Source organism: Corynebacterium sp. MSK122 (assembly GCF_030229435.2).
Lineage (GTDB): Bacteria > Actinomycetota > Actinomycetes > Mycobacteriales > Mycobacteriaceae > Corynebacterium > Corynebacterium marquesiae.
Genome location: NZ_JASPHV020000007.1, coordinates 18905 through 44528, shown reverse-complemented (window position 1 = coordinate 44528; position 25624 = coordinate 18905). Strand labels below are relative to the sequence as shown.

General features: G+C 59.6%; 19 protein-coding genes and 2 pseudogenes. 8 read left to right on the top strand and 13 right to left on the bottom strand.

Annotated elements, in window-relative coordinates:
* Positions 1 to 91 precede the first annotated feature (91 nt).
* Entirely contained in the window at positions 92 to 1900 is a 1809-nt protein-coding gene (locus tag QP934_RS04490) for an ABC-F family ATP-binding cassette domain-containing protein (protein ID WP_419126909.1), read from the top strand.
* Positions 1867 to 3600, top strand: a complete 1734-nt coding sequence (locus QP934_RS04485) for an alpha/beta-hydrolase family protein (protein WP_419126908.1) — start codon at positions 1867 to 1869, stop codon at positions 3598 to 3600. The genes QP934_RS04490 and QP934_RS04485 overlap by 34 nt, the downstream gene beginning before the upstream one ends.
* 4 nt (positions 3601 to 3604) lie before the next feature.
* On the opposite strand, the pseudogene QP934_RS04480 reads toward QP934_RS04485, so the two are convergent.
* Positions 3605 to 4518 (bottom strand): annotated as a pseudogene (locus QP934_RS04480) (AEC family transporter).
* A 165-nt stretch (positions 4519 to 4683) separates the two neighbouring features.
* Between QP934_RS04480 and QP934_RS04475 the strand changes: the two are divergent.
* Both QP934_RS04475 and QP934_RS04470 read left to right on the top strand, forming a co-directional pair.
* On the top strand, positions 4684 to 5274 hold the full coding sequence (locus tag QP934_RS04475) for a hypothetical protein (RefSeq protein ID WP_419126907.1): 591 nt from the start codon (positions 4684 to 4686) through the stop codon (positions 5272 to 5274).
* A gap of 88 nt (positions 5275 to 5362) precedes the next feature.
* Positions 5363 to 5686 (top strand): putative quinol monooxygenase, encoded by a 324-nt coding sequence (locus tag QP934_RS04470; protein ID WP_005323747.1) that lies wholly within the window; start codon positions 5363 to 5365, stop codon positions 5684 to 5686.
* 190 nt (positions 5687 to 5876) lie between these two features.
* Here QP934_RS04470 and QP934_RS04465 read toward each other — a convergent pair whose 3' ends face one another.
* Together QP934_RS04465 and QP934_RS04460 are read right to left on the bottom strand one after the other, a co-directional pair.
* A complete protein-coding gene (locus QP934_RS04465; protein ID WP_419126906.1) occupies positions 5877 to 9629 on the bottom strand; it encodes an acyltransferase family protein in 3753 nt (1250 codons plus the stop codon).
* A 120-nt stretch (positions 9630 to 9749) separates the two neighbouring features.
* A complete protein-coding gene (locus QP934_RS04460) occupies positions 9750 to 10592 on the bottom strand; it encodes an HAD family hydrolase (RefSeq protein ID WP_284786517.1) in 843 nt (280 codons plus the stop codon).
* A 24-nt stretch (positions 10593 to 10616) separates the two neighbouring features.
* Between QP934_RS04460 and QP934_RS04455 the strand changes: the two genes are divergently transcribed.
* A complete protein-coding gene (locus QP934_RS04455) occupies positions 10617 to 11660 on the top strand; it encodes an enoyl-CoA hydratase/isomerase family protein (RefSeq protein ID WP_419126905.1) in 1044 nt (347 codons plus the stop codon).
* Here QP934_RS04455 and QP934_RS04450 read toward each other — a convergent pair.
* The 5 genes and pseudogenes from QP934_RS04450 to QP934_RS04430 all read right to left on the bottom strand — a co-directional run bounded on the left by QP934_RS04450 (position 11637) and on the right by QP934_RS04430 (position 18270).
* Entirely contained in the window at positions 11637 to 12815 is a 1179-nt protein-coding gene (locus QP934_RS04450; protein ID WP_419126904.1) for a DUF6882 domain-containing protein, read from the bottom strand. The two genes, QP934_RS04455 and QP934_RS04450, sit on opposite strands and share 24 nt — an antisense overlap.
* Positions 12812 to 13960 carry a glycosyltransferase family 4 protein gene (locus QP934_RS04445; RefSeq protein ID WP_419126903.1) on the bottom strand — a complete coding sequence of 383 codons (1149 nt, stop codon included), beginning with the start codon at positions 13958 to 13960 and terminating at the stop codon, positions 12812 to 12814. The genes QP934_RS04450 and QP934_RS04445 overlap by 4 nt, the downstream gene beginning before the upstream one ends.
* 17 nt (positions 13961 to 13977) lie before the next feature.
* Positions 13978 to 15179 (bottom strand): annotated as a pseudogene (locus QP934_RS04440) (NAD-dependent epimerase/dehydratase family protein).
* 123 nt (positions 15180 to 15302) lie between these two features.
* Complete coding sequence (locus QP934_RS04435; RefSeq protein WP_419126902.1) at positions 15303 to 15899, bottom strand: TetR/AcrR family transcriptional regulator; 597 nt, start codon at positions 15897 to 15899, stop codon at positions 15303 to 15305.
* Positions 15892 to 18270 carry an MMPL family transporter gene (locus tag QP934_RS04430; RefSeq protein ID WP_419126901.1) on the bottom strand — a complete coding sequence of 793 codons (2379 nt, stop codon included), beginning with the start codon at positions 18268 to 18270 and terminating at the stop codon, positions 15892 to 15894. Before QP934_RS04430 ends, QP934_RS04435 begins: the two co-directional genes overlap by 8 nt.
* Before the next feature lie 233 nt (positions 18271 to 18503).
* Between QP934_RS04430 and QP934_RS04425 the strand changes: the two genes are divergently transcribed.
* Positions 18504 to 19157 carry a hypothetical protein gene (locus QP934_RS04425; protein WP_419126900.1) on the top strand — a complete coding sequence of 218 codons (654 nt, stop codon included), beginning with the start codon at positions 18504 to 18506 and terminating at the stop codon, positions 19155 to 19157.
* Here QP934_RS04425 and QP934_RS04420 read toward each other — a convergent pair.
* Genes QP934_RS04420 through QP934_RS04410 form a run of 3 tightly spaced genes read right to left on the bottom strand, consistent with a single transcriptional unit; the run spans position 19154 to position 20443 of the window.
* On the bottom strand, positions 19154 to 19693 hold the full coding sequence (locus tag QP934_RS04420; RefSeq protein WP_419126899.1) for a gamma carbonic anhydrase family protein: 540 nt from the start codon (positions 19691 to 19693) through the stop codon (positions 19154 to 19156). The genes QP934_RS04425 and QP934_RS04420 overlap by 4 nt on opposite strands.
* Before the next feature lie 19 nt (positions 19694 to 19712).
* A complete protein-coding gene (locus QP934_RS04415; protein ID WP_419126898.1) occupies positions 19713 to 20090 on the bottom strand; it encodes a hypothetical protein in 378 nt (125 codons plus the stop codon).
* Positions 20091 to 20101: 11 nt separating this feature from the next.
* Positions 20102 to 20443 (bottom strand): hypothetical protein, encoded by a 342-nt coding sequence (locus QP934_RS04410; RefSeq protein WP_419126897.1) that lies wholly within the window; start codon positions 20441 to 20443, stop codon positions 20102 to 20104.
* A 25-nt stretch (positions 20444 to 20468) separates the two neighbouring features.
* On the opposite strand from QP934_RS04410, the gene QP934_RS04405 reads away from it, so the two are divergent.
* Positions 20469 to 21338, top strand: coding sequence for a patatin-like phospholipase family protein (locus QP934_RS04405; RefSeq protein ID WP_239277802.1), 870 nt, complete (start codon positions 20469 to 20471; stop codon positions 21336 to 21338).
* Between the two features lie 152 nt (positions 21339 to 21490).
* Entirely contained in the window at positions 21491 to 23056 is a 1566-nt protein-coding gene (locus QP934_RS04400; protein WP_239277803.1) for a TrkA C-terminal domain-containing protein, read from the top strand.
* 72 nt (positions 23057 to 23128) lie between these two features.
* On the opposite strand, the gene QP934_RS04395 is transcribed toward QP934_RS04400, so the two are convergent.
* On the bottom strand, positions 23129 to 24763 hold the full coding sequence (locus QP934_RS04395) for a peptide chain release factor 3 (RefSeq protein WP_225747269.1): 1635 nt from the start codon (positions 24761 to 24763) through the stop codon (positions 23129 to 23131).
* A 24-nt stretch (positions 24764 to 24787) separates the two neighbouring features.
* Positions 24788 to 25624, bottom strand: a complete 837-nt coding sequence (locus QP934_RS04390) for an SDR family NAD(P)-dependent oxidoreductase (RefSeq protein ID WP_419126896.1) — start codon at positions 25622 to 25624, stop codon at positions 24788 to 24790.

The following is a 25624-nucleotide window of genomic DNA, read 5'->3' as shown; positions in this document are numbered from 1 at the left end:
TATAGGCACACTATTGGACGTGAAAATCAATCGCAATAGCCTGAAGAAATGCGGGGGTATGTGCAGGGAGGTATTAAGATGGACACTCGTTATGGCAAACCTGATTAACCTCGAGCAAGTCAGCAAAACTTATGGATTAAAAACCCTCCTAGACGGGGTATCCCTAGGTGTGCAAAACGGCGATCGCATTGGCATCGTCGGCGTTAATGGTGGTGGCAAAACCACCCTGCTGGAGGTGCTCACCGGCATCGAGCCGCCCGACGCCGGCCGCGTATCCCATACCTCTGATTTGCGCATGGCTGTGGTCACCCAACGCTTTGACCTGCCCGATGAGCTCACCATCGCCCAAGTGATTATTGAGCCCCTGGAATTGGAAACCTATGAGTGGGCCTCCAATGCCAAGGTGCGCGATGTCTTGGGCGGGCTGGGCATTGTAGATCTTGGGCTAGATACTCCGGTGGGCTCGCTCTCCGGAGGCGAGCGCCGCCGCGTGAACCTGGCCGCCGCGCTGGTGCAGGATTTGGACCTCGTGGTACTCGATGAGCCGACCAACCACCTCGACGTGGAAGGCGTGCAGTGGCTTGCGGACCACCTGCTCAAGCGCAATCTAGCCGTGGTCGTGGTTACTCACGATCGCTGGTTCCTCGATACCGTAGCCACGTGGACCTGGGAGGTGCACGATGGCGTGGTCGATACCTACGAGGGCGGCTACAACGACTGGACCTTTGCCCGCGCCGAGCGCGCCCGCCAGGCCGATGTCATGGAACAGCGCCGCAAGAACCTCGCCCGCAAGGAGCTGGCCTGGTTGCGCCGCGGCGCACCGGCGCGTACCTCCAAGCCGCGCTACCGCATCGAGGCCGCCGAGGCGTTGATCTCTGACGTGCCGGAGCCGCGCAATAAGGTTGAGCTCATGGCCTTTTCCAAGCAGCGCCAAGGCCGCGTAGTTATCGAGCTAGAGGATGCCACCGTGCAGTCCCCGGACGGTCGCACCTTGGTAGATCACCTCACCTGGCGCCTAGCCCCCGGCGAGCGCATCGGCTTGGTGGGCGTTAATGGCTCCGGTAAAACCACCCTGCTTCGCACCCTGGCCGGCGAGTACGAGCTGGCGGCCGGCAAACGCATCGAGGGCCAAACCGTGCGCCTCGGTTGGCTGCGCCAGGAACTCGATGACCTAGATCCGCAGCGCCGGCTTATCGACGCCGTCGAGGACGTCGCCACCTACGTTCAGCTCGGCAAAAAGGAGCTTTCCGCCTCCCAGCTGGCTGAGCGCCTGGGCTTTTCCGCCAAGCGTCAGCGCACCCCGGTAGGCGACCTCTCTGGTGGCGAGCGCCGCCGCTTGCAGCTGACCCGCGTACTGATGGCCGAGCCCAATGTGTTGCTGCTGGACGAGCCCACCAACGATCTCGATATCGATACCCTGCAGGAACTGGAGTCCCTCTTGGACTCTTGGCCAGGCACCCTGGTGGTCATTTCGCACGATCGCTACCTCATTGAGCGCATCGCGGATAACACTTACGCGCTCTTTGGCGATGGCAAGCTCACCAACCTTCCCGGCGGCATCGACGAGTACCTGCGCAAGCGCGCCGCACTCGAGGCCCAGCAGAGCTCCGGCGTGCTCAACTTGGGAGAAAAGAAGGCAGACAATGCTGCACCGAAATCCGAAAAGAAGCTCTCGTCCCAGCAAGAGCGCGAAATCACTAAGAAGATGAACGCCCTCGAACGCAAGATGCACAAGCTGGAACAGGCGGCCGCGCAGATTAATGAGAAGATGGCCACCGCCGCGGAAAAGGTTGATACCCAGGCCTTGACCGAATTGGACGGAGAACTAAAGGAAAACCGCAGCGCCTACGAGGAATTGGAGATGGAATGGCTGGAGTTGGGGGAGAAGCTCGAAGGGTAGAAGCCCGCATCGCCGATATCGTCAGCCACCTCGACCTGTGGGGCATTATCGGCGCCGTAGCACTATTTACCCTGGGGCTTACTCCATCCATCCTGCCGCGCGATTGGCTCTACCAAGGACTCGTCTCCGGCATTGCCGCAGGGCTCGGCTATGCGCTGGGCATCGCCCTCAAGCTCGTGTGGTACCGACTGGTGGTGCGCTATGTGGCGCCCCGGCATTCCTGGCTTGATGCCACCACGTGGCCAGCTCGGCGCTACCGCCTCGTTTCCCGCATTGCCACCGCCGCTTTTGTGGTGTGGATGATAGGCTTTGCGGTCTTTGCCGTGCGGTGGCAACGCCAACTCGCAGACACCCTGTCCGCACCAGCACCCACCATTGCCAGCTATGTGCTGGTGGTTCCGTTGGCACTTGCGGTATTTACCGCCTTCCTTTTCATCCTGCGCGTGCTGCGCTTTTGTGTTCGCTGGCTTTCCAGCCACTTTCCCCAGCGCTTCCGTGCCGCCTACCGCGTTATGGGCGCGGTAATCATCGTGGCCCTAGTGGGCACGTATACCGTGGAAAACCTCATTCCCGGCGCCATTGTGGGCGTGGGGGAGAGGATCTTTACCGCCCAAAATGCCGAACCCGATCCCGCAGCGCAGCGTCCCACGTCTGTTGAGCGCAGTGGCTCCCCAGACTCCCGCGTGGACTGGAATGGGGTGGGACTGCAGGGCTCGCGTTTCCTCTCCTCCGGTGCGCACCGCGCGGAATTGGAAGAGGTTACCGGAAAGCCCGCTAAAGAACCCATTCGCGCCTATGCCGGCCTAGGCAATCGCGCCTCCAATGAAGAGCGAGCGCGACTGCTTATCGACGAACTCGAGCGCACCCACGCTCAAGACCGCAAGGCGCTACTTCTCATTATGACCACCGGGACAGGATGGGTGTCTTCCTATTCCGCCCAGGCCTTCGAGCTGCTCTACGGCGGCGACACCGCCATCGCGGCCGCCCAATACTCCGCCATGCCCTCGGCCCTGCATTTCCTGTCCGGCGGTGGTCAGGTAGAACGCGCCGGGCAGGAGTTCATCAACCCCATCGTGGACTGGTGGAACGGGCTGCCGGAGGATAAACGCCCGAAGCTCTACCTCTACGGCGAATCCTTGGGCACCACGGGCATTGAGGCGGCCTTTTCCGGGGTGCGCGATATCGCCAATTCCGTTGACGGCATTTTGTTGACAGGGCCGCCGCACTTTAATCGCTTGCGCACCCAGTTTGTGGAGCGCCGCGACCCTGGCTCTTCTGAAATTTCCCCTGAATACGCCGGCGGCCTCGTCGTGCGCTTTGCCAATGATGACGCGCAGGTGCGCCAATGGGGCACGGTGCCAGAAGAGGAGTGGGGACGCACCCGCATGCTCTATATCCAACACCCCTCGGACCCGGTGGCTTGGTGGTCACCACAGATGGCCATTAAGGAGCCGGATTGGATGCGCGAGCGAACACCGTATTCTGCCGAGCGCGTGATGCAGTGGATGCCCATCATCTCCTCCCTCCAAGTAGCCGCCGATCTGCCCGGCGCAAAGGACGTACCCGATGGACACGGTCATAACTACGGGGCATCGGTGCTCGACGGCTTCGCCGCCATCGCTGGTCCAGACGTGGCGGGAGCCATTGACCCCGATGCGCTGCAGCGCGAATTTGCCGCGCTTGACGTCGGCATCTACTAGGTGTTTAGCCAAATAAGGCAGCGATGGCCAGCATCGCAGGCAGCGACAGGAATGTAGTCAGAAAGACCGTATCCCGAGCCACGGTCTCTCCTATCTCATAGGTAGCGGCGTAGTTATACACATTCTGCGCCGTGGGCAAGGCCGCCAAAATCAATGCCGCATATAGCTCCGCGCCGTCTAGGCCCAGTGCTGCGCCCACGGCCAGTGCGACAGCAGGCATGCCCACCAACTTCAATACCGTCGCGGTTAGGGTGGGCAGACGGTCCTCCTCCAACAGCCCGTCGCCCTTTAACGAGGCACCAAAGCTCATCAGGATCATAGGAATAGAGGCGCCACCCAATATCTCCAGCGGCTTCATCACCACATCCGGTACCTGCCACTGCGCCGCGGAGACAATAAATCCCGCCACCGCAGCTAACACCACCGGTGCGGTAATCCCTGCGAGTACGGAGCCCCATATCGAACGCAGGCTCGTACCCTGCGCATTGAGCCCTGCAATAATAAACGGGGAGAGCACCGCCATCTGGAGAACCAATGCCGGGATGACGAAGGTGGCATCACCAATGACATAGGTGGCAATGGGCAAGCCAATATTGACCGAGTTGTAGTAGCTCGCCGCAGCGGCACCCGCCATGGTTTCGGCGCCGCTGCGTGGAAAGAGTAGCCGGCTGCACAGCCAATACAACAGCATGGTGGCGACGGACGCAGCGGCAATGACGGCCACCACTGGGGACGCAAACGCGGAGGTATCGGATGTAGCCACGCTGGAAAAGATGAGTGCCGGCGTGCCGCCCAGAAGGCTGTGCGATTGAATTGCAAGCGCGCCTCGCCCTTGCCAATAACACCCCTGTGGGCCAGCACAAACCCGACGCCGATGACTACGAAAATAATCGCAAACCCGGTCAATACGTCCAGCAACAGTCAAGAACCTTTCGCAGTACTCCAAAAATGCGCGGTGAGGATATTGTCCCACCATCCGGATTTCCCCAAGAACACAGGGACCATAACAAAGCTGTATCGAATCACCTGCGCAGCCTGGAAACTCCTTCCAGACCGCCGGCCACTTATGGCACGGTGGAGGGCATGAAGCTTTCTCACCGTGCAACCGTAGCCGCCTTGTCCACCGCTCTTGTCATTACTGGTACTTCTACCGTGGCCTCTGCGCAGCCGGCCTTGCCACCGCAGATTCAGCAGGCTTCTTCGCAGGCTCAGGAGCTCTCTTCTGATCCTTTCGCCGCTGTGCAGGATTTCCGCCTCACCTTGCCACCGCAGGCTTATGAGCTGGCTGAGAAGAACAATATCTCGCTGCCAGAATTCCTGGCCAAGCCAGCGGGTCACGCACCCAAGGTCGCTGGTGAGTTGGGGGCCGCCACCACCGCCCACCTCGAGAAGGCTGGGCACCGCAAGGACGCCCACGCCAGCGCCATCGCCCAGGAATGGGCCAACCAGGGTGCCGCCGGCAAGCTCGACTACAAGGGCGGGGTAGCCCACGGCCTGAATCACAAGGATGAAGGACAGGGTTCTGTTCACCGTCTCACCGAGCAGCAGGCACAAGACCGCCTGAACTGGTTCAACCGCGATGTTCCAGTCAATGCTGGTTCCCCACACGGCTTTGGCGTAGCAACTGCTTATGACGGAACCTACATCTACGTTGCGGAGTTCTTCCTCAACTAAACCGCATTCCACTAGCCCCGATTTCACCGCATTCGTGGCCTCCAACTGTGACGATGAAGAAGCTGCAAGGTGCCGGTAGAATCGGGGCATGATTTTGATCAACGTACAGTTCCACGTCAAGCCCGAATACGCAGAGACCTTCCTCGATGAAATCAATTGGTACACCGAGGCCTGCAATGCAGAGCCGGGCTGCATCGACTTCAAGTGGTTCCGCGATCCAGAAGATCGCCAGCGCTTCTTGCTGCTGGAGTCTTACGCAGACGGTAAGGACGTAGAGCACGTCCAGAGTGAGCACTTCCAGCGCTCCTGCGAGGAATTCCCGAAGTACCTCGTGGAAACCCCAGACATCATTAACGTTCACATCGAAGGCCGCACCGGTTGGGACAAGATGGGCGAATTCTCCGTCGATTAATCCCAACGAATAAAGCTCGCCCTCTACCGTGATGTAGAGGGCGAGCTTTTTCTATGCTTAGGTGCACCAGCGTCCTTCGCGCTCACAGCGGATGCTGCTGCTAGCGGAGCACACCTTCCGGTGAGCGCGAAGAGCGGGAGGGGAGGGAGCTAGGCGCTTTCCGATGCCCCGCCCCGCGCCGGTCTGTGCTTTACTGCGGCACGCACTGAGAGGATACAGTTTTGTCGCCAGTTGAATACTGCTTTAGAGCATCGTAGAAGGCATCCGAGTACTCGCCGGTGCGTTCCGGCATCGGGTGGACGCCATCGGAGTAGAGGATCTCCGGGTTGCTCTGTGCATGTCCGCACCAGTCAGCAATATATACGTTGTCGTATTCCTTGGCTGCGTCGAGGACATCTTGTTGGGATTGGGCCATCCATTCGCGGTCGCCATAGGGAACAGCCATGACAACGGTGTGGTCTTCGCCGATGATATCCAGCGCTTCCTTGATCTGGTCCGGGAAGGCAGGACCGTTAGTGCCAAACCCGAGGAAGACGGTATCGCGCAGCTGGCCGGAATCCTTGAGCTGCTGCAGAATCTGGATACCCGCAGTGTAGTGGCGGGATACATCTGCATCGACGTAAATCTGCGGGAAGCGTTGCTTGAGGGCGCCGCTAGCAGCCAGCATCACTGAGTCGCCGACAGCGGTGATGTCTTTGCCCTGCGGCATCGGGCGGGTCTTCTTATCCTTCGCGGCAGCCTTATCGTCGTTGTCCTCAGCAGGCGGCTGTGGGGCAGCATCATTCGGCTGCGCCGGGGCATTGTTGCTGCTCTGGTTCTGCTGCTGGAGCTGCTCCAGCTGCTGCTCTAACTCGGTCTTATCGCTGGAATTAACAACGCCGTAGACTACGCCGGCTACAGAGGCAATGACCAGGAATGGGACTACCGGCCACATGGTCTTGCCAAAGCCATCGCGCAATTCGCTAAACCCTGGACGGGAGGACCAGTAGGTCTTCCACGTCTTCTTATAGCCGCCGCGGCGGAAAGGATTCTCAATGAACTGATAGGAAATCTCGGACAGAAGCAGCGAGATCGGCACGGCTACAAGGCCTAGGATCCACGATTTATCGGAGTTCTGGTTGCCCTCGAAAAGCGCCTTGAGCATCATGATGACCGGCCAGTGCCAGAGATACAGCGAGAAGGAGCGCTGGCCAAACCAGCGCATGACCTTGGTCCTAAAGAGCGGGGTCATCGGGCCGTGTTCGCGAACCACGCCCCACACCATCAGGACACCAAGCACGCTAGTGAGGAAGAGTCCACCCCGGTAGGTGATCTCCGCGTCATCCGGCATGAGGAATAGCTGGGCACCGTAGCCGATGAGCGCCAAAGTGCCAATGATTCCGGCGATGCGCGATTCGGCTTTGCCTGCCGCTGCCCACGAGTCCGCCTGTGGGTCGGACTTGGTGGAGGTCATTAGCAAAGACAGCACGGCGCCAGTGAGCAGGCCAAAAGCATGGGTATCAGTGCCGTAGTAGACGCGCGTCGGGTCTTCACCCGGCACGTAAATGAGTGCCATGGCCACGGCGGAACCGATAGCTAAGACTGTGGCTACGAAGATGGGAAGCCGGCGCGGCTTGCGGCGAGAAATCAGGAAAACGCCAGTGATAAGAAGTGGCCAGATGACATAGAACTGCTCCTCCACAGCCAACGACCAATAGTGGGCAAAGACCTGAATCTCATTGTCCGCAAAGTAGGACTGGGAGGTGGCGATCTGCGTCCAGTTGTTGACAAAGAATAGGGTGCCTAAGAACTGCTGGCGCAAGCCGACCGCTAGGTCCCCGCCTATCCATGCCACCAAAGCGGTACACATGACTAGGACGGATACTGCGGCTGGGAGGATGCGCCGGAATCGGCGCACCCAGAAGTCCTTCAAGCTGATTGTGCCGAAGGTACGGAATTCGCGCACCAGCAACGAGGTGATGAGGAATCCGGAGAGGACGAAGAAGAGGTCAACGCCCAAGTAACCACCGGGAAGAAGGGAAGGGAAGAAGTGGTACAACACCACGGCAATAACCGCGAGGCCGCGCAGTCCATCCAGCCCCTTGACCTGGCGCAGGCGGGCGTGGCGCTTCTTTTTAACGACCTTGCTCTCCGGCGGCGTAGCCAGTGCTTCAGGATCCTTGGCCTGCTTTTGTAGCGGATACTTAGACTTAGTATCTACCTGCGTGGCCGAGGCCTGCTGTGATGCTGGCTTCTGCGCAGCTTGTTGTGGCTGGCGCGGTGCCGCCTTTGCCTGTGGCTTTTCAAGCGCTGGATGCTGCTTCTTCGACGGCTGTGCCTTGTCTCGCTTTTTCTCAGCGGCGACAGCGGCAGCGGCCGTACCCGCTCCAGCTGCTACAGTGCCTGTCGCAGCGGACTTGTCGGTCTTTGTAGGCGCCATCTTCGGAGCGGTTTGAGGCTCGGCCTTCTTCGGCTGGGGCGAATCAGGCTGTTGCTTTGCCTTGGGCTTTTGGGCAGCTCGCGACGGTTTTTGCTGAGCTGGGGTAGGAGTGCCCACCTGCTGCGATTTGCGAGCCAATCCGCGACTGATATCGGAGGGCTTAACCTGCGGGCGGCGCTTGGTTACCTTCTTGGCGTTGTCTTGAGGCGTCGTCTCCTTTGCCTTCGGCTGCGGCTGTTGCTTTTTCGCCTGTTGCGTGGGCAGGTTGCCCTTAGAGGGTGCGCCTTGCTGCGATTTCGGCTGGACTACCTTGTTTCCATTGTGGGCAGTCTGGTTTTGCGCCGCCCCAGCCTTCTGCTGAGAAGGATCAGATGCAGTCTTTGGCGCAGCTACCTTCGGCTTGGGGGTAGTGGTGCCCTTCTTTGGCGCTGGAGCGCTAGGGGCCGAGGCCGGTGGAGCAGCCTTTTGCTTTGCAGCGCCGGGAGTACGCGCTGATCCTTGGCCTTTGGAAGGTTGCGAGGGCTTCGACGGCTGCGCATTCTTCATCGGCGTTGGTTGCGGCTGTAGTTGCTCTTTTGCCGAGTTTGCCGGGACCTGCTTGGGGGAGCGTGGCTTTTGCGCTTGCTGCTGGCCGGTGGCCGGCTTGGATTTAGCCGGCTGGGATTTCTGCGGCTTTGCCGGTTGCGGGGAAGCCTTCTTCGCGCTGGAAGAAGAGGAAGGCTTGGGTGCCTGCTTCGGTTTCTCGGCGCTGGGGCGAGCCTGCTGTGCGGGCTTTACCGCGCCTTTCTGAGAGGGTTGGGTGACAGGCTTTGCGGCCGGCTTCGGGGAAGCACTGCGGGTCGAAGTGCTCTTTGGGGAGTTCTTAGAGGGGGTGGTGCTAAAGCTTGCGCCGCGGCGCGGTCGTTGAACCGGTTCGTGCGCTTTGCGCTGTGGCTTCTTGTCTTGAGCGGGCGAATCTTGTTGCTTTTTAACAGCTGCTTTGGGAGAGGATTCTGCCTTGGTTTCTTGTGCGGTGGATGGCTTGGCAGCAGATTTTTGGGCTGCAGGCTTGGCCTTCGGTGCCTTGGCTGCAGGCGATGGCGAGGTGGACTTAGGCTGCTGCGGTTTTGCGGAAGTGGCCTTGTGCGCCTGTGACTTTTCGGTGCTGGGGCGAGTGGTGTCCTTAGCCGCGGGCTTGGCGGCAGGCTTTGCATCTTTCGGTTTCGCAGCAGCAGACTTGGATTCGGAAGCCTGTGCAGGCTTCGTCGGAGTGGGCTTGCGCGCGGGTGCCTGCTTAGCCTGGTTCTTAGACTCGCCGTCCTTAGCGGTGCGGTCCTGGGGCTTGCCCTTCGGCTCGGTGGATTGCGCACCCGTGGTGGATTCGGTGTTGGCCGGTTTCTGGGGCGCAGAATCCTTTTTATTAGGGGTTTGGGGCGCACTGGTAGAGCCAGCTTTGGGCTGTACTGGCTGATAGACCGGTGTGCGTGGTTCATTCGAACGCCCAGGTTTCTTCTTCCCCAGCAGTGAGCGCAAAATTTGCTTCACAAAAACTCCCAAAGCACTACGTATATTTTCTAAGCGGACTATTTTAGCCTGCGCACCAGCACTTCTCCCCATGCGGGGGCGTAACGGTGCGGCGCGCGGGGCGGAGGCGAAAATTCGAGTCTACGACTCTTCGCTGTCAAAAAGCTGACGCAGAACTGTCATGACTCCATATTCGGTATTGGGTGGGGCAATGCGATCGGCGATTTCCTTCAACTTTGGGTGCGCATTTTCCATTGCGATCGCGGTGCCTGCCTCGCGGAGGAGCTCGTAGTCATTGAGGAAATCGCCAAAAGCGGCGGTACGAGGCATGGGAACCGAGAGGAGCTCCGCCATGGTCTGTAGCGCTACGCCCTTATTGACGCCAGCAGCCATGACATCGAGCCATACGGCGCCAGAGATGGCGATATTGTGTTCCGGTACGGCCGCAAGAAGGGGCTGGTGTAGATGCTTTTCGCTGCCGTCGGCGCAGTAAGCGGCGATTTTGATGATGTCCGCATCCAGTAGCGCATCGAGGTCATCTACCCATTCCACTGACCTGTAATACTTGGCAATCTCAGCGCGGGCCTGCTCGTCGGCGCCTTTGTGTACATAGGCGGTATCCGGCGTGCATAGCACTACCGTATGCGGGGTTTCGACAGACTGGAGTGCGGCCATGGCGGCACGCACGGCTGTGCCGGGCAGGGTAGTGGCGCTGATGACGCGATTATCATGGACGACCACGGAGCCATTTTCTGCGATAAAGGTGTCCTCGTGCGGAAACATCTCTTGCAGGGTGGCGAGCTGGCGGCCCGAGGCGGGTACTAGGGTGACGCCGAGCTGGTGGGCACGGGTGCTGATCGCGGCGAAATCTGGTGGAAGCTGGCCGTTGCCGTCCAGTAGGGTGCCGTCCATATCCAGGGCGATGAGCTGTGGGAGCAAAATTCCGAACCTATCTGTGAATTGGCTGATGGTGGATAGGTGTATGCGTTCTGTGTCACACTAGGGGCTATGACTACTGCTGCACCTATCGTTTCCTCAATCCGTAACCATACCGGAGTCATTGAACTCAACCGCCCCAAGGCTCTCAATTCCCTCACCCCGGAAATGATCCACCTCATTGCGGAGTCGCTGGCGCAGTGGCGCGCCAACGATGAGGTGGAACAGGTGCTGTTTACCTCGACTAGCCCCAAGGCATATTGCGCCGGCGGCGATGTTCGCTATGCCCGCGATGCGGTCAAGGAAGGCAAAGTGGATGAGGTGGATGCCTTCTTCGCCACCGAATACACGTTGAACGGTGATATCGCGGAGTATCCCAAGCCCATCGTGGCGCTCATCGATGGCATCGCTATGGGCGGCGGTCTGGGCATTTCCGCCCATGGGTCCCACCGCGTGGTTACGGAGAAAACCTTTGCCTCCATGCCAGAGATGAATATTGGCTATGTCACCGACGTGGGCATGGCCTATGCCGCCCAGCGTGCGGTGGGAACGCGCGGCAAGGCCTCGGCCGAGCTGGCGAAGTTCTGGGGGATCACCGGCTACCGCATGTATGCCGCAGACCTTCTGTGGAGCGGGCTGGCCACCCACTATGTCGCGGACGGCGAGGCCTTTGCAAGTGCGGTTATCGAACATGGACTAGCCACCGCGCTAGCCCAGCACGCCACCGCACCTAGCGGCGAGGCCCCCTTGGCCGAGCTTATCGACGCCATCGAGGACGCCTTTTCCCACGACACCTGGCAAGACATCACCGCGGCCCTGGAAAAGTACCCAGAGCTTAAACAACAGGTAGACAAGCTGACCGCGCAGGCGTGCCCGACCTCCATCGTGGCGGCCATGGAGCTATTCCACGCCGAGCAGGAGTGCAGCAGCATCCGCGAGGCCCTAGATATGGAGACCAACTTGGGCGCCTATATGTACCGGCGTGGGGACTTTGCCGAGGGCGTGCGAGCGGTCTTGGTGGATAAAACCAACGATGCAGCATTTGAGCCTGCCGCGCTTTCCGACGTCGACGTGGACGCCCTCCGCAGCGCCCTACACCTCCACCCCGCGAAATGATCCATAGGCGGCGCGGGCGCGATCGGCGTTGATCCATGAGGGAGGGGGCACCGCCAAAGTTGCTTCGGTGGCGGCTGGGGTCGGCTCCGGGAGGTGCAGCTGTGGGGCATCGAGGAGGACGAGGCCCACGCGGGCGTCGGCAAGCGTAGTGCCCGCCAGAGTCCAGATCCCCAAAATGGGCAAAGCTAGGTGCGGTAGCTGGTGCTCGCGCGCCAGCTGAAGCGGAAGGTGCGGGCGCACCAGTTCGGGCACGGTCTCGTCGATGCCAAAGCGCGCTAGGTTTTCCGCCAACCGCGCCGCCGTGGTGTCCTTGAGCTGCGGATCCGCCCAAGCCCACGTGAATTCCTGGTCCGAAATGGTCGCGATAAGCACCGCGTTAGCCGTCATCTGCCCGCCACGATAGGACACCGTGGCGGTGGCCTTATCCACATCGAGTTCTACCGTGGCACCTGGGAAATTTCCCTGGAAAAACATCTGGCTTTCGGTGCCTAAATAAAAAGCATCCTCCAAGACTCGGGCGGCCGCTAAGCCCGGGGTGATGCTGGAAATCTTGTGCACTTCGGGGCTTGGCTGTTTACAACGCACCGTGGTGCCATCAGAAAAATGCAGGTAGGGCTCTTCCTCGGTGGACTCCATATCTAGGTAGCGGGCAAGTTCGAGGGCCGGCCCCTTCTCGTCCATCTCCGCGTTGCTGTGTTGGAGACCGTGCAGCAAGGTCCGGCGAAAGTCCAGGTGGGGGTGGAAATCTACCGCAACGATGGCCACGTGCTTGCCCTGCTGGGCGCGCAGCACCGGCATGTTGCCCACGATGAGGGAGGCATAAGCAACCATGCGGTCGACGTCTGCGCTGGCAGTACCTGACTGCGGAAGGTCAGCAAAGTGCTCGGTCGCAGCGGTAGTCCAGTGCCACGCGCCTGCGGCGATGACGGCTAGGCGCACGCCACGAAAATCTGCCACGTGCTGCGCGGAGCTTACCCGTACCTCCACGAGCTGGTCGGTGGCATAGCTTGCTTCGCTATCGCCAGCTGAGGGGCCGAGGAAATTGAATTCCACGTCGGTCGCCTTCCCGATGTGTTCGCGAAAGGCAGCGTTGATTCCGGCACGGATAAAGCGGGCATCAGCCGCGGCGCTTTCAATGGAGTGGTAAGCAGTCATGGTTGCTCACGATGATACGGGTGACGGATGGCGTACTCATAGGCGGCTACCAAAGCCTTGGTCGATTCCTTCCATGAGTAGCGCTCCGCTTCTTCGCGCGCGGCGCACCCCATGCGTTGGCGCGCCTGCGGATCCTCCAACAATGAGCACAGGTCGCTTGCCCACTGCTCATCCGTGGCGTCCTCATCTACCAGCAGCCCGGTCTTTCCATGCTCGATGACAAAGGGGATGCCGCCGGCATTGGTGCCGACCACCGGCACCCCGGAAGCAAAGGACTCTAAAGCAACCAAACCCAGCGTTTCCGTGGCGGAGGGGAAGGCAAATACATCGCCGACCGCGAAGGCCGCTTGCAGCTCGGCGCCAGAAAGATAGCCGGTAAACACAGTGGTGGCGGAATCGAATTGGGCGCGCAACTCCTCTAATGCGGGACCGGCGCCAATAAGGGCGAGGCGCGCGGCCGGAACGCGCGTGCGCACCTGGCGCATGATCTCATTGAGCCGCGCCACATCCTTTTCGTGCGAAATACGGCCGATATAGGTAACTAACGGCGCCTCTGGGTGCCCACCGGTCAACCGCGAGCGCATCTGGGCGTCATAGTTGTCAGGGCGATAGGCCTGCGTATCAACGGCCTTAGGCCACAGCCGTACGGTATGGATGCCCATGTCGCGAGCTTTATCCACCATGGGGCCGGAGGTACAGAGATTGATAGCAGCGCGGTTATGGAGAAACGTAGTGGCCTTCTGCGTAATCGGCCGGAGCCAACCAATACCAAGGGCCTCGGTATATTCCGGCACATTGGTGTGGAAGTTCGCAACCAGCGGTACGGCATCGAGCTCGGCGGCAAAAACTCCGAGTGCCGCGGTCCAAATGGGATTGACGGCATGAATGACATCCGGATCAAAGTCGCGGAGGGCGCGGAAGAACCGGAGGCTTGGTAATGCAAAGTGAATTTCCGGATAGACCCACAGTGAGTGGCTGGGGATGCGGGTAACCGGAAAGCCCGCATAGGTCTCTGGCGGAGTGCCAGTGGCAAAGATATGTACCTCATGGCCGAGCTCCGCGAGCTGGTCCAGCGTATTGGTCAGGCGGGTGACCACCCCATCAATCTTGGGCAAGAAAACTTCGGTGACAATGGCAATGCGCATAGTAGGCAAATCGCTGTCTATTTCTGCTGCGTGGTGACTGGAACGCCCGCTGCCTGCTGTGCGGTCCACAAAGACTGGGCCGGAATCTTACTGCGGTCAACGCGGTCCGCGTACTTCTTGGCAACCTCTTCGACCTCGTGGAGTAGGCCTTCTGACAGCGTGGTGGGATTAAGGCCGAGCCCCAGAAAAGTGTCATTGGATACGTGCAACTCGTTCTCAGCCGACTCTTTGCGCGGATTGGGAACATAGGCTACTTCGGCGCCAGAGATATCAGCGATGAGCTCCGCCAGGTCACGCACGCGGTGGGTTTGGGTCATTTGGTTGAGGATCTTCACGCGGTCACCGCGCGATGGTGGATTTTCCAGAGCGAGCTCGATGCAGCGCACCATGTCTTGAATGTGGATGAAGGCGCGGGTTTGGCCACCGGTTCCATGTACCGTCAGCGGATAGCCGATGCCGGCCTGCACGAAGAAGCGATTTAGAACTGTTCCGTAGTCGCCGTCATAATCAAAGCGGTTAATCAGGCGTTCATCCTTCTGGGTCTGGGCGGTGTGGGTGCCCCAGACAATGCCCTGATGCAGGTCGGTAATGCGCAGTCATCATTTTTGGCGTAATAGGCAAAAAGATGCTGGTCCAGGACCTTCGTCATGCGGTAAATCGAACCTGGATTGGAAGGGTAGAGGATGGACTTTTCTACTTCGCCTTGTTCCGGTACGGACACCTTGATATCCAGGTAGCCCTCCGGGATCTGCATACCGGCGGTGCCGTAACCGTAGACCCCCATGGTGCCCAGGTGAACGACGTGAATATCGAGGCCGGTTTCTACAACCGCAGCTAAAAGGTTATGGGTGGCATTGATGTTGTTATCCACCGTGTAGCGCTTGGTGGTGGGATTTTTCATGGAGTAGGGCGCGGCGCGCTGCTCCGCGAAATGCACGACGGCATCCGGAGCGAAGGAACGGAGGAACTCCACGAACCCGGCGTAATCCTGGGCGATATCGATGTTGGCGAAGGAAATATCTTTTCCACTTATCTCTTTCCACGCCGCTAGGCGTTCATCAATGGAAGCGATGGGCGTGAGGGATTCGGCGCCTAGTTCCGCATCGATGGCGCGCCGGGAGAGGTTATCAACGATGGCGACCTCGTGGCCTTTATCCGAAAGGAATAGGGAAGCGGGCCATCCACAAAAGCCATCGCCACCAAGAATCGCGATCTTCACTGTGTCATTCTCCAGAACTAGTAGTCGTGCTGAGGCTAAGGGAAAATTTTACCCTGCATAGCCCGTATATTTGAGCCGTGCAGGGTTAACAGTGAATGAACCTATGGTGTAGCGCGCTAGCGCCTAGTCCAAGGTGCGTAGGACAGAAAAAGTGTTCTTTACCAGCTTCTTCTCTGCCAGGCTGACGTTTTCACCCGCAGCTTGGCGCCGGTCCAGCTCCTGCCGGAATGCAACGCTGCCGCCGGCGCACGCATTGAGGACAACGCCTAGCTCATAGTCCGTGTAATCAGTTCCGCGCTGCTGGAAGGCGGAAATGATGGTGTCAGATACGCGCTCGAAACGCCGCCTTTCTTCGGAGGTGTGGCTGAGGCTATCCAGGGCCTCACCAATGCGGTAGAGCGTATGGAGGGACCGCAGCTCCTTTTCTTCGTCTTCCAAGGACTCGAGCAGCGCTGCCTCTAAGACGGCGGTAACGCTTTTGTCAGGGCACACGGAGGGGATATCCGCGGCGAAAGATTCCAACACGTCAGCCGTGAAGTACAGCAGGGCATCGGCCACCGAGGAAAAGTAGTTGTGAAAGGTGCGCGGGGAGACCCCGACAGCCGCAGTAATGCCGGAGACCGTGGCGGCTTCGGCGCCGCCGTCGAGGACGAGGCGCGCTGCCGCATCGGCCATGGCCTGACGCGTAGCTCGCTTCTTTTCTTCGCGCAGACTAGCCACGGTGTGTCTCGCCTACCTTTTCTCGTTGGGTGCGCAGGAGTTCCTCGCGGTCAGAGTGCAAGGCCTCGCCTTCGATGTCCATGTTTGGCGTGATCTTATCCAACCAGCGCGGGAACCTCCATGCCTTCTTATCCAGCACAAACATGGTGGCGGGGATGATCATCATGCGGACCACGAAGGCGTCGATAAGCACGCCTGCAGCCAGCGCAAAGCCCATGGTCTTAATGAACGGCTCGTCCATCAAGATGAAGGCGGCGAAGACGGAAATCATAATGAGGGCTGCGGCCGTGACCACGCGGGCGCCGTGTTTGAAGCCATTCGAGGTGGCGTTGCCAGCCGTTTTGCCATTGACAAATCCCTCACGCATGCGGGTCACCAAGAAGACCTGGTAGTCCATGGCTAGGCCGAAGGTAAGGCCGATGAGCATGATGGGCAGGAAGGAAAGCAGCGGCTGTGGGTCGTCGACGATGCCGAACATGCCTTCTTGCCAAATGGCGACGGTGATGCCGAAGGTGGCGGCCATCGACAAAGCGAAGCCGGCTGCGGCGATGAGCGGTACCCAGATGGAGCGGAAGACCAGCATCAAGACGATGAAGGCCAAGCCCAGCACGATGGCTACGTATGGGATGAGCACGTTATTGAGGCGCTCAGAAATGTCATCGAAGATCGGGGTGATACCGGTAATGCCGTAGGAACCGCCGGTCTTTTCAAACTCACCCTGGTAATCGCGCAGTTGGTTAAGGGTTTCCGTGGTCTCTTCGTCGGTCGCGCCGGTGGTGGGCGTAATCATGATCTGCGCAGCATCACCGTTCTCGGTGGTCTGCACGATCTGGGCGTTTTCTACGCCGTCATTGCCGTTGATCTCCTTCAGGAGATCTTGGAAGGCCGGCATGCGGTCCTGCTCGGGAACGTCGGCCACATCAACGAACGCGATCATCGGCGCATTGCGGCCAGGACCAAAGGCGTCTGCCGTAATCTCATAGGCCTCGCGCTGCGGGGTGCCGGGCTTTGCGGTGCCATCGGTAGGCATGGCCAGGCGCAGCTGGGCAAATGGTACGGCCAGGATGCCCAGCAAGACGACGCCCGCGATAAGGTGCAGCCACGGGTGGGCACGCACGCGACGTACCCAGCGCAGGCCCATGGTGGGCTTTTCGTCCTCTGGGTCTGGAACCTTGGGGCCAGGCACGCGGCCGGCGAAGATCTTGGTGCCCAAAAGTCCCAGCAGGGCGGGAATGAAAGTATTGGCAACCAATACGGCGATGATCACTGTTGCCGCGGCGGCGATGGCCATGGTGCCCAGGAATGGAATGCCGATAATGGTCAGCGCGGCCAAGGCGATGACAACGGTGGTGCCGGCGAAGACAACGGAACCGCCCGCGGTGCCCAGCGCCATGCCCATGGCGTGGGCACGGGTGGCCTTATCCATCTTCTTGAGCTCTTGGGCCAGTTCCTTTGGCGAAAGATCGTTGAGACCAGAGGAGGTGATGAGCTCGTTGCGGAAGCGGTTGACAATAAACAGCGCGTAATCGATGCCGACGGCCAGGCCAATCATGGAGGCCAATGTCGGGGTCATATCGGAGACGGTATCCGTAAAGACCGTGGATACCTGTACGCCGAGGATGCCGATGCCCACGCCAATGATGGCGGAAATCAACGGCATGCCAGCGGCCACGAAGGAACCGAAGGTAATCAGCAGCACGATTGCGGCGACGATGAGGCCGATAATCTCGGCGCTGCCGCCCATCTCTTGGCCCGCGGAGCTAAAGGCGTTGCCCTGGTACTTCACGGTGAGCTCGCCCTCGTCGTACTTGTTGAGGACGTCCGTGACCTTGGTCATGTCCTCTTCTGGGATGTCCCTGACTTCGTCGGCGTCGAAGGTAATAGTGACGGTACCGGTAGTTTTGTCCTCGCTCAGAGGGGAGAGCTGTTGCAGGTTCTTCTTAATCTGCTCGTCTGGCATGTGCTGGGCTTTCATCTTTTCGCCCATTTGCTTTTCCATGCCGGCTGCAGCCATCACCGGGCTGACCAGTTTGTCCTGGTCCTTGAGCGCGCCAGTGTCTTTGAGCTCACTAAGGAGGTCATCTACCTTGCCAGCTACCTGTTTATCGGTGAGGTCTTTGCCCTCCGGTGCTTGGATGACCACGGTGCCTTCGGGTGCACTCATGGCATCGGTATCTTGGCCGAATCGCTCCATCATCTTGTCTTGGGTGGTGGTGGAGTCCATCTCTGGCATGGAGAAATTAGGGTTGGGGGCCTTGGCAAAGCCGGCGGTAAGTCCCGCCATGGCCACCAAGACGATGAGCCAAAAGGCTAGGAAGGGCCACACCTTGCGGTAGGACCAGCTACCTAGCCGGTAGAGAAATTTAGACATAAAAATGTGCTTTCTTGTGCAGTATGCGTGCAGTGTTCTGCGCGCGGGTGACAGTGACTATGGAATCCGCGGGGAGAAATTTGCACCCCGTGCGAAACATTGCACAGTGTACGCAATATTGCGGAATGCGTGCAAAGGCATGTGCGGTGGACCAAGGAAGCCGCTCGTGAGATATAGGTCTTGTGCCCTCGGGCGTATCGGCGATGGCGGCATGGGGCGGTAGACTGACCGGCATGCTTCACGCCGTTAGTTTTGCCCTCCTGGATTCCGTCAATGCGCTACTCATTGGCATCCTCGTGGCCATTGGCATCATCTTGCCCCGCGGTAAGTATCGACGCATTGCCGCATTAGTGGTGGTAGGAGACTGGATTGGCGTTCTCGCCGCGGCGGCCGTGGTGATGTTTGTGCTGCTGGGAGTAAAAGACCAGATCGAGGCTATTTTGAGCTCACCTGTTGCCGGCTGGGTACTTGTCGCAGTCGGCATCGCGGTGGGGTTCGGCGCGTGGCGCTCTCAAGGACAGCCCAATGCCTTAGTAAATCGACTACTTGAGCCGTTGCGTACCCCATCGCTGCTTACTGCGATCATCGGTTTCATTATGGGCGTGGTGCAATCGTTGACCTCGGTGCCGTTTTATTACGGACTCATGCACCTGGCTACCGAAGACATCGCTCCGGCCGCTCAGTACGGTGGCTTGGTGTGGTACGCCAGCCTGGCTTTGTCCCTGCCCACTATCTGTGGCCTTTTTATTGCGGTGGTGCGCGCCCATCCCGAATCGGCCGCCGGCCGCCTTTTTGCCGCGGCGCGCGCCAATAGCACCCAGGTGGCGCTCTTCGGTGGCTACCTCGTGGCGGTCTTCCTCATCCTCATGGGCGTGCTTTCCCTTTAATCAAAGGTGACCTCATCCAGGCTCAACGCCACATCGGATTGGCTGCGCGCGCAGTCCACGTAGCGGGCAGCATGCGCAATGAAGGCCTGTGATTCCTCCGGGCTGAGCTCGCGGCGCACCCTGGCGGGCACGCCGGCGGCCAAGCTCCGCGGCGCAATGGTGGTTCCTTCCAGTACCACGGCGCCTGCCGCGATGAGCGAGCCGGTGCCAATAGTGCAGCGCGAGAGCAGCGAAGAGGACATTCCCACCAAGGAACCGGCCTCCACATGCGCGGCATGAACCATCGCCATGTGTCCCACCGTGACATCATCTTCTAGTACGCACGGCGTGTCTTCTTCTACGTGGAAGACGCAATTGTCCTGGATATTGCACCTAGCGCCAATGCGAATTGCGCCCACGTCGCCGCGCAGGACACTGCCATAAAACACGGAAGAATCCGGGCCGATTTCTACATCGCCAATGATGGTGGCATTGGGTGCAATCCACGCACTGCGGTGGATGCGAGGCTTCTTTCCGGCACAGGGCAAAAGCAGCATGTCAGTCCTTTCAAGGAAACTATTCCACTACCACGGCTAGGGCGGGGGAAAGCTCGTAGTCGCCGGGGTGGGGGAGGTTTTCTACGAGGGCGTCGGCAAGCGCGGGCGTAAGCGGAATGACCCAGCCGCGCCGGGGATCTTTGATGGGCAGGGCTTCCTTTTTCACGGCGGGAAAGTGCACCGTCGAGGTGGGGGAATCCAGCGTAGCCGACTCGCGGGCGCGGGCTACCTCTCGCAGTACCTCGGCGCCGGGCTGGTCAGTAACGACGATGATAAGTGGCCCTGCGGTGTGGATTTCCAGCCGGTCAACGTGGGCAGCGAGCGCCGCGGAATCTGGGCGGGCCAAGCGCGGGGACTGCGTGCCGGTCAGCCGGGTAAGTGCATCTTTTAATCCCATGGGAGCCCAGTCTAGTGAGCGCTCACGGTGATGGTGCGGCAGCGCTCCAAGTCGAAGTACGCACGCTGGCCGGTGGCGGCAACGCGCTCGCGGGCCACGGACTCATCGTGGGTGACGGCCGTGGCGAGGAAGACGAGCGGACCATCGGGCTGGCGCCATGTGCCGAGGTACCGCGCGCCGTGTTCTTTGGCTATGGCCAAGGCCTTGCTCACCGCGGTTGGGGTAGGCTCCGGCACCCGCAGCAGCGCCTTCCCGGTGGGGTTATAGGCGAACCCGGTGCGGGGCTGCTGGCCGGTTTCGATATCGAAGGTGCCTTCTTCGTCCGCGAGTAATTGCCGGAAAATGCGCTTCATTGGGCCCAGCGTAGTATGGGGCACCATGATTGACGCCAGCAACACCGCACTCGTTATTGAAGGCGGCGGCATGCGCAATTCCTATACGGCCGCCTGTATGGTCAAACTTATCGAAGAGGGCGTGGACTTTGGCTGGGTAGGCGGCGTCTCTGCCGGGGCATCGCACACCGTTAATTACTTGTCGCGCGATGCCCGCCGCGCCGAAGAGTCTTTTACGGACTTTGCTAAAAACCCTAGCTTCGGTGGCGTGGGTTCGCTGGTGCGTGGCACCGGGTATTTCAATGCCGAGTACATCTATGAGCGCGCAGCAGACAGGGATTTGCCCTTTGATTGGCAGTCCTACTGCGAGCATCCGGCCGATATGGTGCTTGCTGCAGCGCGCGCCGATACCGGCGAGTCTGTTTACTGGACTCGCCAGGACATCCACACCCCGGAAGATCTCTTCGTGCGCGTGCGCGCTTCCTCCACGCTGCCGCTGATTATGCCGATGCGATTTATCGACGGCGCGCCGTACGTGGACGGTGCTTTGGGCTCTTCCGGTGGCATTACCATTGCGCAAGCAGAAGAGGCCGGATACGAGAAGTTTCTGTTTATTGGTACTAAGCCGCGCGGGTATGTGCGCCCGGAGGTTGCGCGCCCAGCCTTCGTCCGCCGCATCTTCCGCAGGTATCCCGCTATTGCCGACGCCCTTATAGCCCGCCCCGCCCTCTATAACGCAGCCAAAGATCGGCTTTTGGAGTTGGAGCGCCAAGGGAAGGCGCATTTATTTTTCCCGGAAGATATGCAGGTGGCCTCCACCGAACGCAACGTACACAAGCTGCGGGCGAACTATCAGGCAGGGAAAGCCCAGACCTACACGGAGTGGCCACGGTGGAAGGAATTCCTCCTCGATTAGTTCACTATGGGCGTTAGCTGTGAGATGTGCCACTGCTGGAGGTGGGTGGCCCCTGGCGAAAAGGGTCTAAGCAGTAGCGATGCCATTGGTGGTCGTTAAAGAATGTGCCTTTCACGTGGAATTTTGGGGGAAAATGCCTAAAATATTCCAGCGTGTTAGCAATTTTTGATGGAAATATATGGTTGAGCATCTTTTTCATAGTGCTGCTCGGCACGCTATTTGGCATGATCCCCTTCGGTCCGCTGCGCTTTGGTGCGGCAGGCACGCTGTTTGTGGGCTTGGCCTTCGGCTCGTTTATTGACCTAGATAAAGACATCTTAAGCTCCCTGCAAGAGCTGGGCTTGGGACTCTTTATTTATATGCAAGGTCTGTCCGCCGGTGAGCGCTTCTTCAAGGGCTTTTCCAAGCAGATGAAGCACATGCTCACGGCGACCATTGCGATTGTGGTGGCCGCGGGCGCAGCCATCCTCTTTGGTGGCATGCTGGGGCTGGATACCTTGGCTTCCGTTGGTGTATTTGCCGGCGCCACGACCTCGACGCCGTCGCTGGCAGTTGCCCAGCAACAAACCGGTGAAGAGCTACCCGCCGTGGGCTACTCGCTGGGCTATCCCGTGGGTGTGGCGGTGGCCATTTTGGTCGTGGCATTCCTGCTCAAGCAGAATTGGCCCGCCAAGCACGATAAGGACAATTCTGCCTCCAAGATCTTCCGCTCCCGCACCATTCGCGTTACCAAAGACGTGAACTACGATGATTTGGAAGAACAGTTCAAGGATCACTTTGTTATCGCTACCATTCGCCGCGGTAATAAGGTCCGGGTTGCCGGCGATCGCCCCGAATTGCACAAGGGCGATATCCTGCGCGTGATGGTCACCAAGGCCAAGGCCCGCGAACTCACCCAGATGTTGGGCAAGCGCCAGCCGCAAACTCCGTTCGTGGATAAGCGCCTGGTCATCGAAACCGTGGCTATTTCTAACCAGGATATTGCGGGTCGCACCGTGGAGGAACTAAATCTCTTCTCGCGCTACGGTGGGCGCATTGTTCGCGTACAGCGTGGCGATGAGGAATTCTTGGCCAATAATGAAACTCACCTGGCTTCCGGCGATATCCTCGAGCTCATCGTGAAGTTTGACCGCTTGGGCGATATCCAGGATTACTTCGGCGACTCCATTAAGTCCTACTCCGAGCTGAACTGGGTGGCCTTGGGTGGTGGCCTCTTCTTGGGTTACCTGCTGGGCCAGGTCGTGGTACCGATGCCAGGTGGTGCTTCTTTCGAGCTGGGCTTCGCGCTCGGCCCGCTGATTACCGGTCTTATCCTCGGTGCGCTGCACCGCACCCGCCGCATTCCATGGCAGGTTCCGGCTTCCATTAATACCGCCTTCCAGCAGTGGGGCCTCGTCATCTTCTTGGCGTCTGTGGGCCTCTCATCCAGCGAGGCATTCTTGTCCACCGCCTTCTCCTGGATGGGTCTGAAGTGCATGATCCTCGCCGCCATTGTCACCGTGGTGGTTTCGGTCTTATTCGCTGTAGCGAATCGCTTCATGGGTCAGTCCGAAACCCGTACCTCTGGCGGACTTTCTGGCATCTTTGCTCAGCCGGCCGTGGTCAATTACGCCACGGGGCTGAGCTCCGACTCGCGCATCATGACCGGTTATGCGGCCACCATTGTGGTGGGGCAGGTGGTCAAGATTGCCGTTGTCCCTGTGATGTTGATGGTTTAACACGCAACGGAAAAGGCCGCTTCCCAGAACGGGAAGCGGCCTTTTTCTCTGCTATGTGGACCTGTGTGGTTTCTAATCCGCCACGAGGGTTTCCATAGTGAGCTCTGGGTGTTCCTTCTCAATGAAGGCGAGCTTCCACTTATCGCCAAAGAGCGCGATGAGCTCGCCATCTTGGCGGGTAAAGATTTCCACACCACGCTGACGGCCGAGCTCTGGGGCGGATTCGGCATCGGTGCGGCGAGCCACGGAATAGGGAATAGGCTCGGTGACGGTTTCCACGTTGTATTCGAACTCCATGCGGGCCTGCATGACCTCGAACTGCATGGGGCCCACCGCCGCCATGACAGGGGAGGCATCGCCACGTGCCTCGTTCTTGAGAATCTGGACCACGCCCTCGGCTGCCAGCTGCTCCAGTCCCTTACGGAAGGCCTTGTACTTGCCCAGCGACTTCGCGCGCAGAATGCGGAAGGCCTCCGGCGCGAACTGCGGCATGGGCTTGAATTGCACCTTCTTGCCGGAATAGATGGTGTCACCAGGGGCAAGCGAGCCGGCGTTGACCAAGCCTACGATATCGCCCGGATAGGCGGTGTCCACGGTATCGCGCGTGCGACCAAAGACAGTCAGGGCGTACTTGGTGGAAAAGCTGCGGCCGGACTGGGCGTGGTTGACCTGCATGCCGCGCTCGAATTCACCGGATACCACGCGCATAAAGGCCAGATTATCGCGGTGCTTTTGGTCCATGCCTGCCTGGACCTTGAAGACGACGCCAGAGAAGTCATCGCTGACCTCGCGGACTTCATCAATGGCGCTGGTGGCAGCCTCAACTGCCTTCGGATCGGAGTCGCGCGAGTGGGGAGCCGGGGCAATGGCGCACAGGGTGTCCAAAATCTGGTGCACACCAAAGTTCAGCATCGCGGAAGCAAAAATGAGTGGGGAGGTCACGCACTGTTCAAAAAGCTCCTGGTCGTGCAGGGCACCATCGGCGGCAAGGAGCTCGGCTTCCTCGACTGCGGTCTCCCACACCTCTTCTTCCTTCTCCCCGGCGGCATCCGGAGCAAAGTGTTCCTCTGGGGCGATGGTAGAACCACCGGCGGTGCGGATGAAGTGGATATACTCATCGGCCTCGCCATCATCGTTGATGTGTGCCAGGCCGCGGAAGTCACCGGCAATGCCTACCGGCCAGTACAGTGGGGTGGGCTGCAGTTGGATTTCGTTGACAATTTCGTCGACAAGCTCTAGGGGCTCGCGGCCCACGCGGTCCCACTTATTGATGACGGTAATGATAGGCAGGCCGCGGGCCTTGCACACGCGGAAGAGTTTGAGGGTCTGGGGCTCGAGGCCCTTGGCGGCGTCGATAAGCATGACTGCCGCATCCACCGCGGTGAGCACGCGGTAGGTATCCTCCGAGAAGTCCGCGTGGCCCGGGGTATCGACCAGATTGATCATGTAGGGCTCGCCCTCGTGGCCCTCCGGTGCATATTCGAACTGCAGCGCCGAGGAAGCCACGGAAATGCCGCGGTCCTTTTCCATATCCATCCAGTCAGACACGGTGGACTTGCGGTTGCCCTTGCCGTGGACCGCGCCGGCTTCATTAATAACGTGTGCATGCAGCGCCAGCGCCTCCGTCAGCGTGGACTTACCAGCATCCGGGTGGGCGATAACGGCAAACGTGCGGCGGCGCGAGGCCTCAGAAACGACAGAACTCATGCGGCATAGTCTAGTGGTTTCGCGCTACCACTCCACATTGAGGCGGCGCCCCAAATCATCAAAGACGCGGCGAGCTACCGACAGCTTCTTCGCAATGGGGCGCTGCACGCCAGGTTTGCGCTTGTCGTTGTAGTATTCGCCGGATTCAAAGTGGATTCCCTCGGTGCCGGTCAAATAGTAGGCGAGGTTATCGCCGCCGTCTGCAGGCGTGCCAAAGGTCTTGCCAATCAGCCCGGAATACATCTTGGACATTAGGCCAGTAGAAGACTTGGAAAAGTCCGTGGCAAGCACGCCGGGGTGGAAGGAGACCGCACTAAGCCCGTGAGCATCGATATAACGGGTGAGCAGGATATCGCCCAACTTGGCGTTGCCGTAGGCGCGCTCGGGGCTGAAGTGCTCTAGCGTAGTGGGATCGCTGAGGTCGAATTTAGACATAAGGAAATTGGCTAGGGAAGCCGTTTGTACCACGTTCGCGTTATCCGCGCGCAGCTTATCCCGTAGCAGTGAGGTCAATAGAAAAGGCGCGACCACGTTGACCTGCCAGGTGCGCTCAAATCCATCGGCGGTGGTGGACGGGCCATCAAAAATGCCGCCGGCATTATTGCCCAAGGCGTGGATGTGCTCTAAGCCTTCCAAATCCTGTGCCAAGCGGCGTACCTGGCCCAGGGATTCGAAGTCCGCTAGGAAGTACTGGCCTTCGACTTCCTCGGCCACCGCGCGGGTCTTTTCCGGATTGCGGCCGATGATAACCAGGTTGTCTTGCGGCCGGGTGCGGTGCAACTGACGAGCTGCCGCGGCCCCCAACCCGCCGGATGCGCCGGTAATCACAATGGTCTTGGCAGTGCTATTTGGCGAAGTCAT

Excerpts from the sequence above, each read along its gene's own strand:
- QP934_RS04485 (WP_419126908.1), top strand. The coding sequence starts at position 1,867 with ATGGCTGGAGTTGGGGGAGAAGCTCGAAGGGTAGAAGCCCGCATCGCC.
- QP934_RS04415 (WP_419126898.1), bottom strand. The coding sequence starts at position 20,090 with ATGGGATTAAAAGATGCACTTACCCGGCTGACCGGCACGCAGTCCCCG.
- QP934_RS04490 (WP_419126909.1), top strand. The coding sequence starts at position 92 with ATGGCAAACCTGATTAACCTCGAGCAAGTCAGCAAAACTTATGGATTA.
- QP934_RS04420 (WP_419126899.1), bottom strand. The coding sequence starts at position 19,693 with ATGCTGCTTTTGCCCTGTGCCGGAAAGAAGCCTCGCATCCACCGCAGT.
- QP934_RS04430 (WP_419126901.1), bottom strand. The coding sequence starts at position 18,270 with ATGTCTAAATTTCTCTACCGGCTAGGTAGCTGGTCCTACCGCAAGGTG.
- QP934_RS04410 (WP_419126897.1), bottom strand. The coding sequence starts at position 20,443 with ATGAAGCGCATTTTCCGGCAATTACTCGCGGACGAAGAAGGCACCTTC.
- QP934_RS04445 (WP_419126903.1), bottom strand. The coding sequence starts at position 13,960 with ATGCGCATTGCCATTGTCACCGAAGTTTTCTTGCCCAAGATTGATGGG.
- QP934_RS04425 (WP_419126900.1), top strand. The coding sequence starts at position 18,504 with ATGCTTCACGCCGTTAGTTTTGCCCTCCTGGATTCCGTCAATGCGCTA.
- QP934_RS04405 (WP_239277802.1), top strand. The coding sequence starts at position 20,469 with ATGATTGACGCCAGCAACACCGCACTCGTTATTGAAGGCGGCGGCATG.
- QP934_RS04450 (WP_419126904.1), bottom strand. The coding sequence starts at position 12,815 with ATGACTGCTTACCACTCCATTGAAAGCGCCGCGGCTGATGCCCGCTTT.
- QP934_RS04395 (WP_225747269.1), bottom strand. The coding sequence starts at position 24,763 with ATGAGTTCTGTCGTTTCTGAGGCCTCGCGCCGCCGCACGTTTGCCGTT.
- QP934_RS04470 (WP_005323747.1), top strand. The coding sequence starts at position 5,363 with ATGATTTTGATCAACGTACAGTTCCACGTCAAGCCCGAATACGCAGAG.
- QP934_RS04475 (WP_419126907.1), top strand. The coding sequence starts at position 4,684 with ATGAAGCTTTCTCACCGTGCAACCGTAGCCGCCTTGTCCACCGCTCTT.
- QP934_RS04390 (WP_419126896.1), bottom strand. The coding sequence starts at position 25,624 with ATGACTTCGCCAAATAGCACTGCCAAGACCATTGTGATTACCGGCGCA.
- QP934_RS04455 (WP_419126905.1), top strand. The coding sequence starts at position 10,617 with ATGACTACTGCTGCACCTATCGTTTCCTCAATCCGTAACCATACCGGA.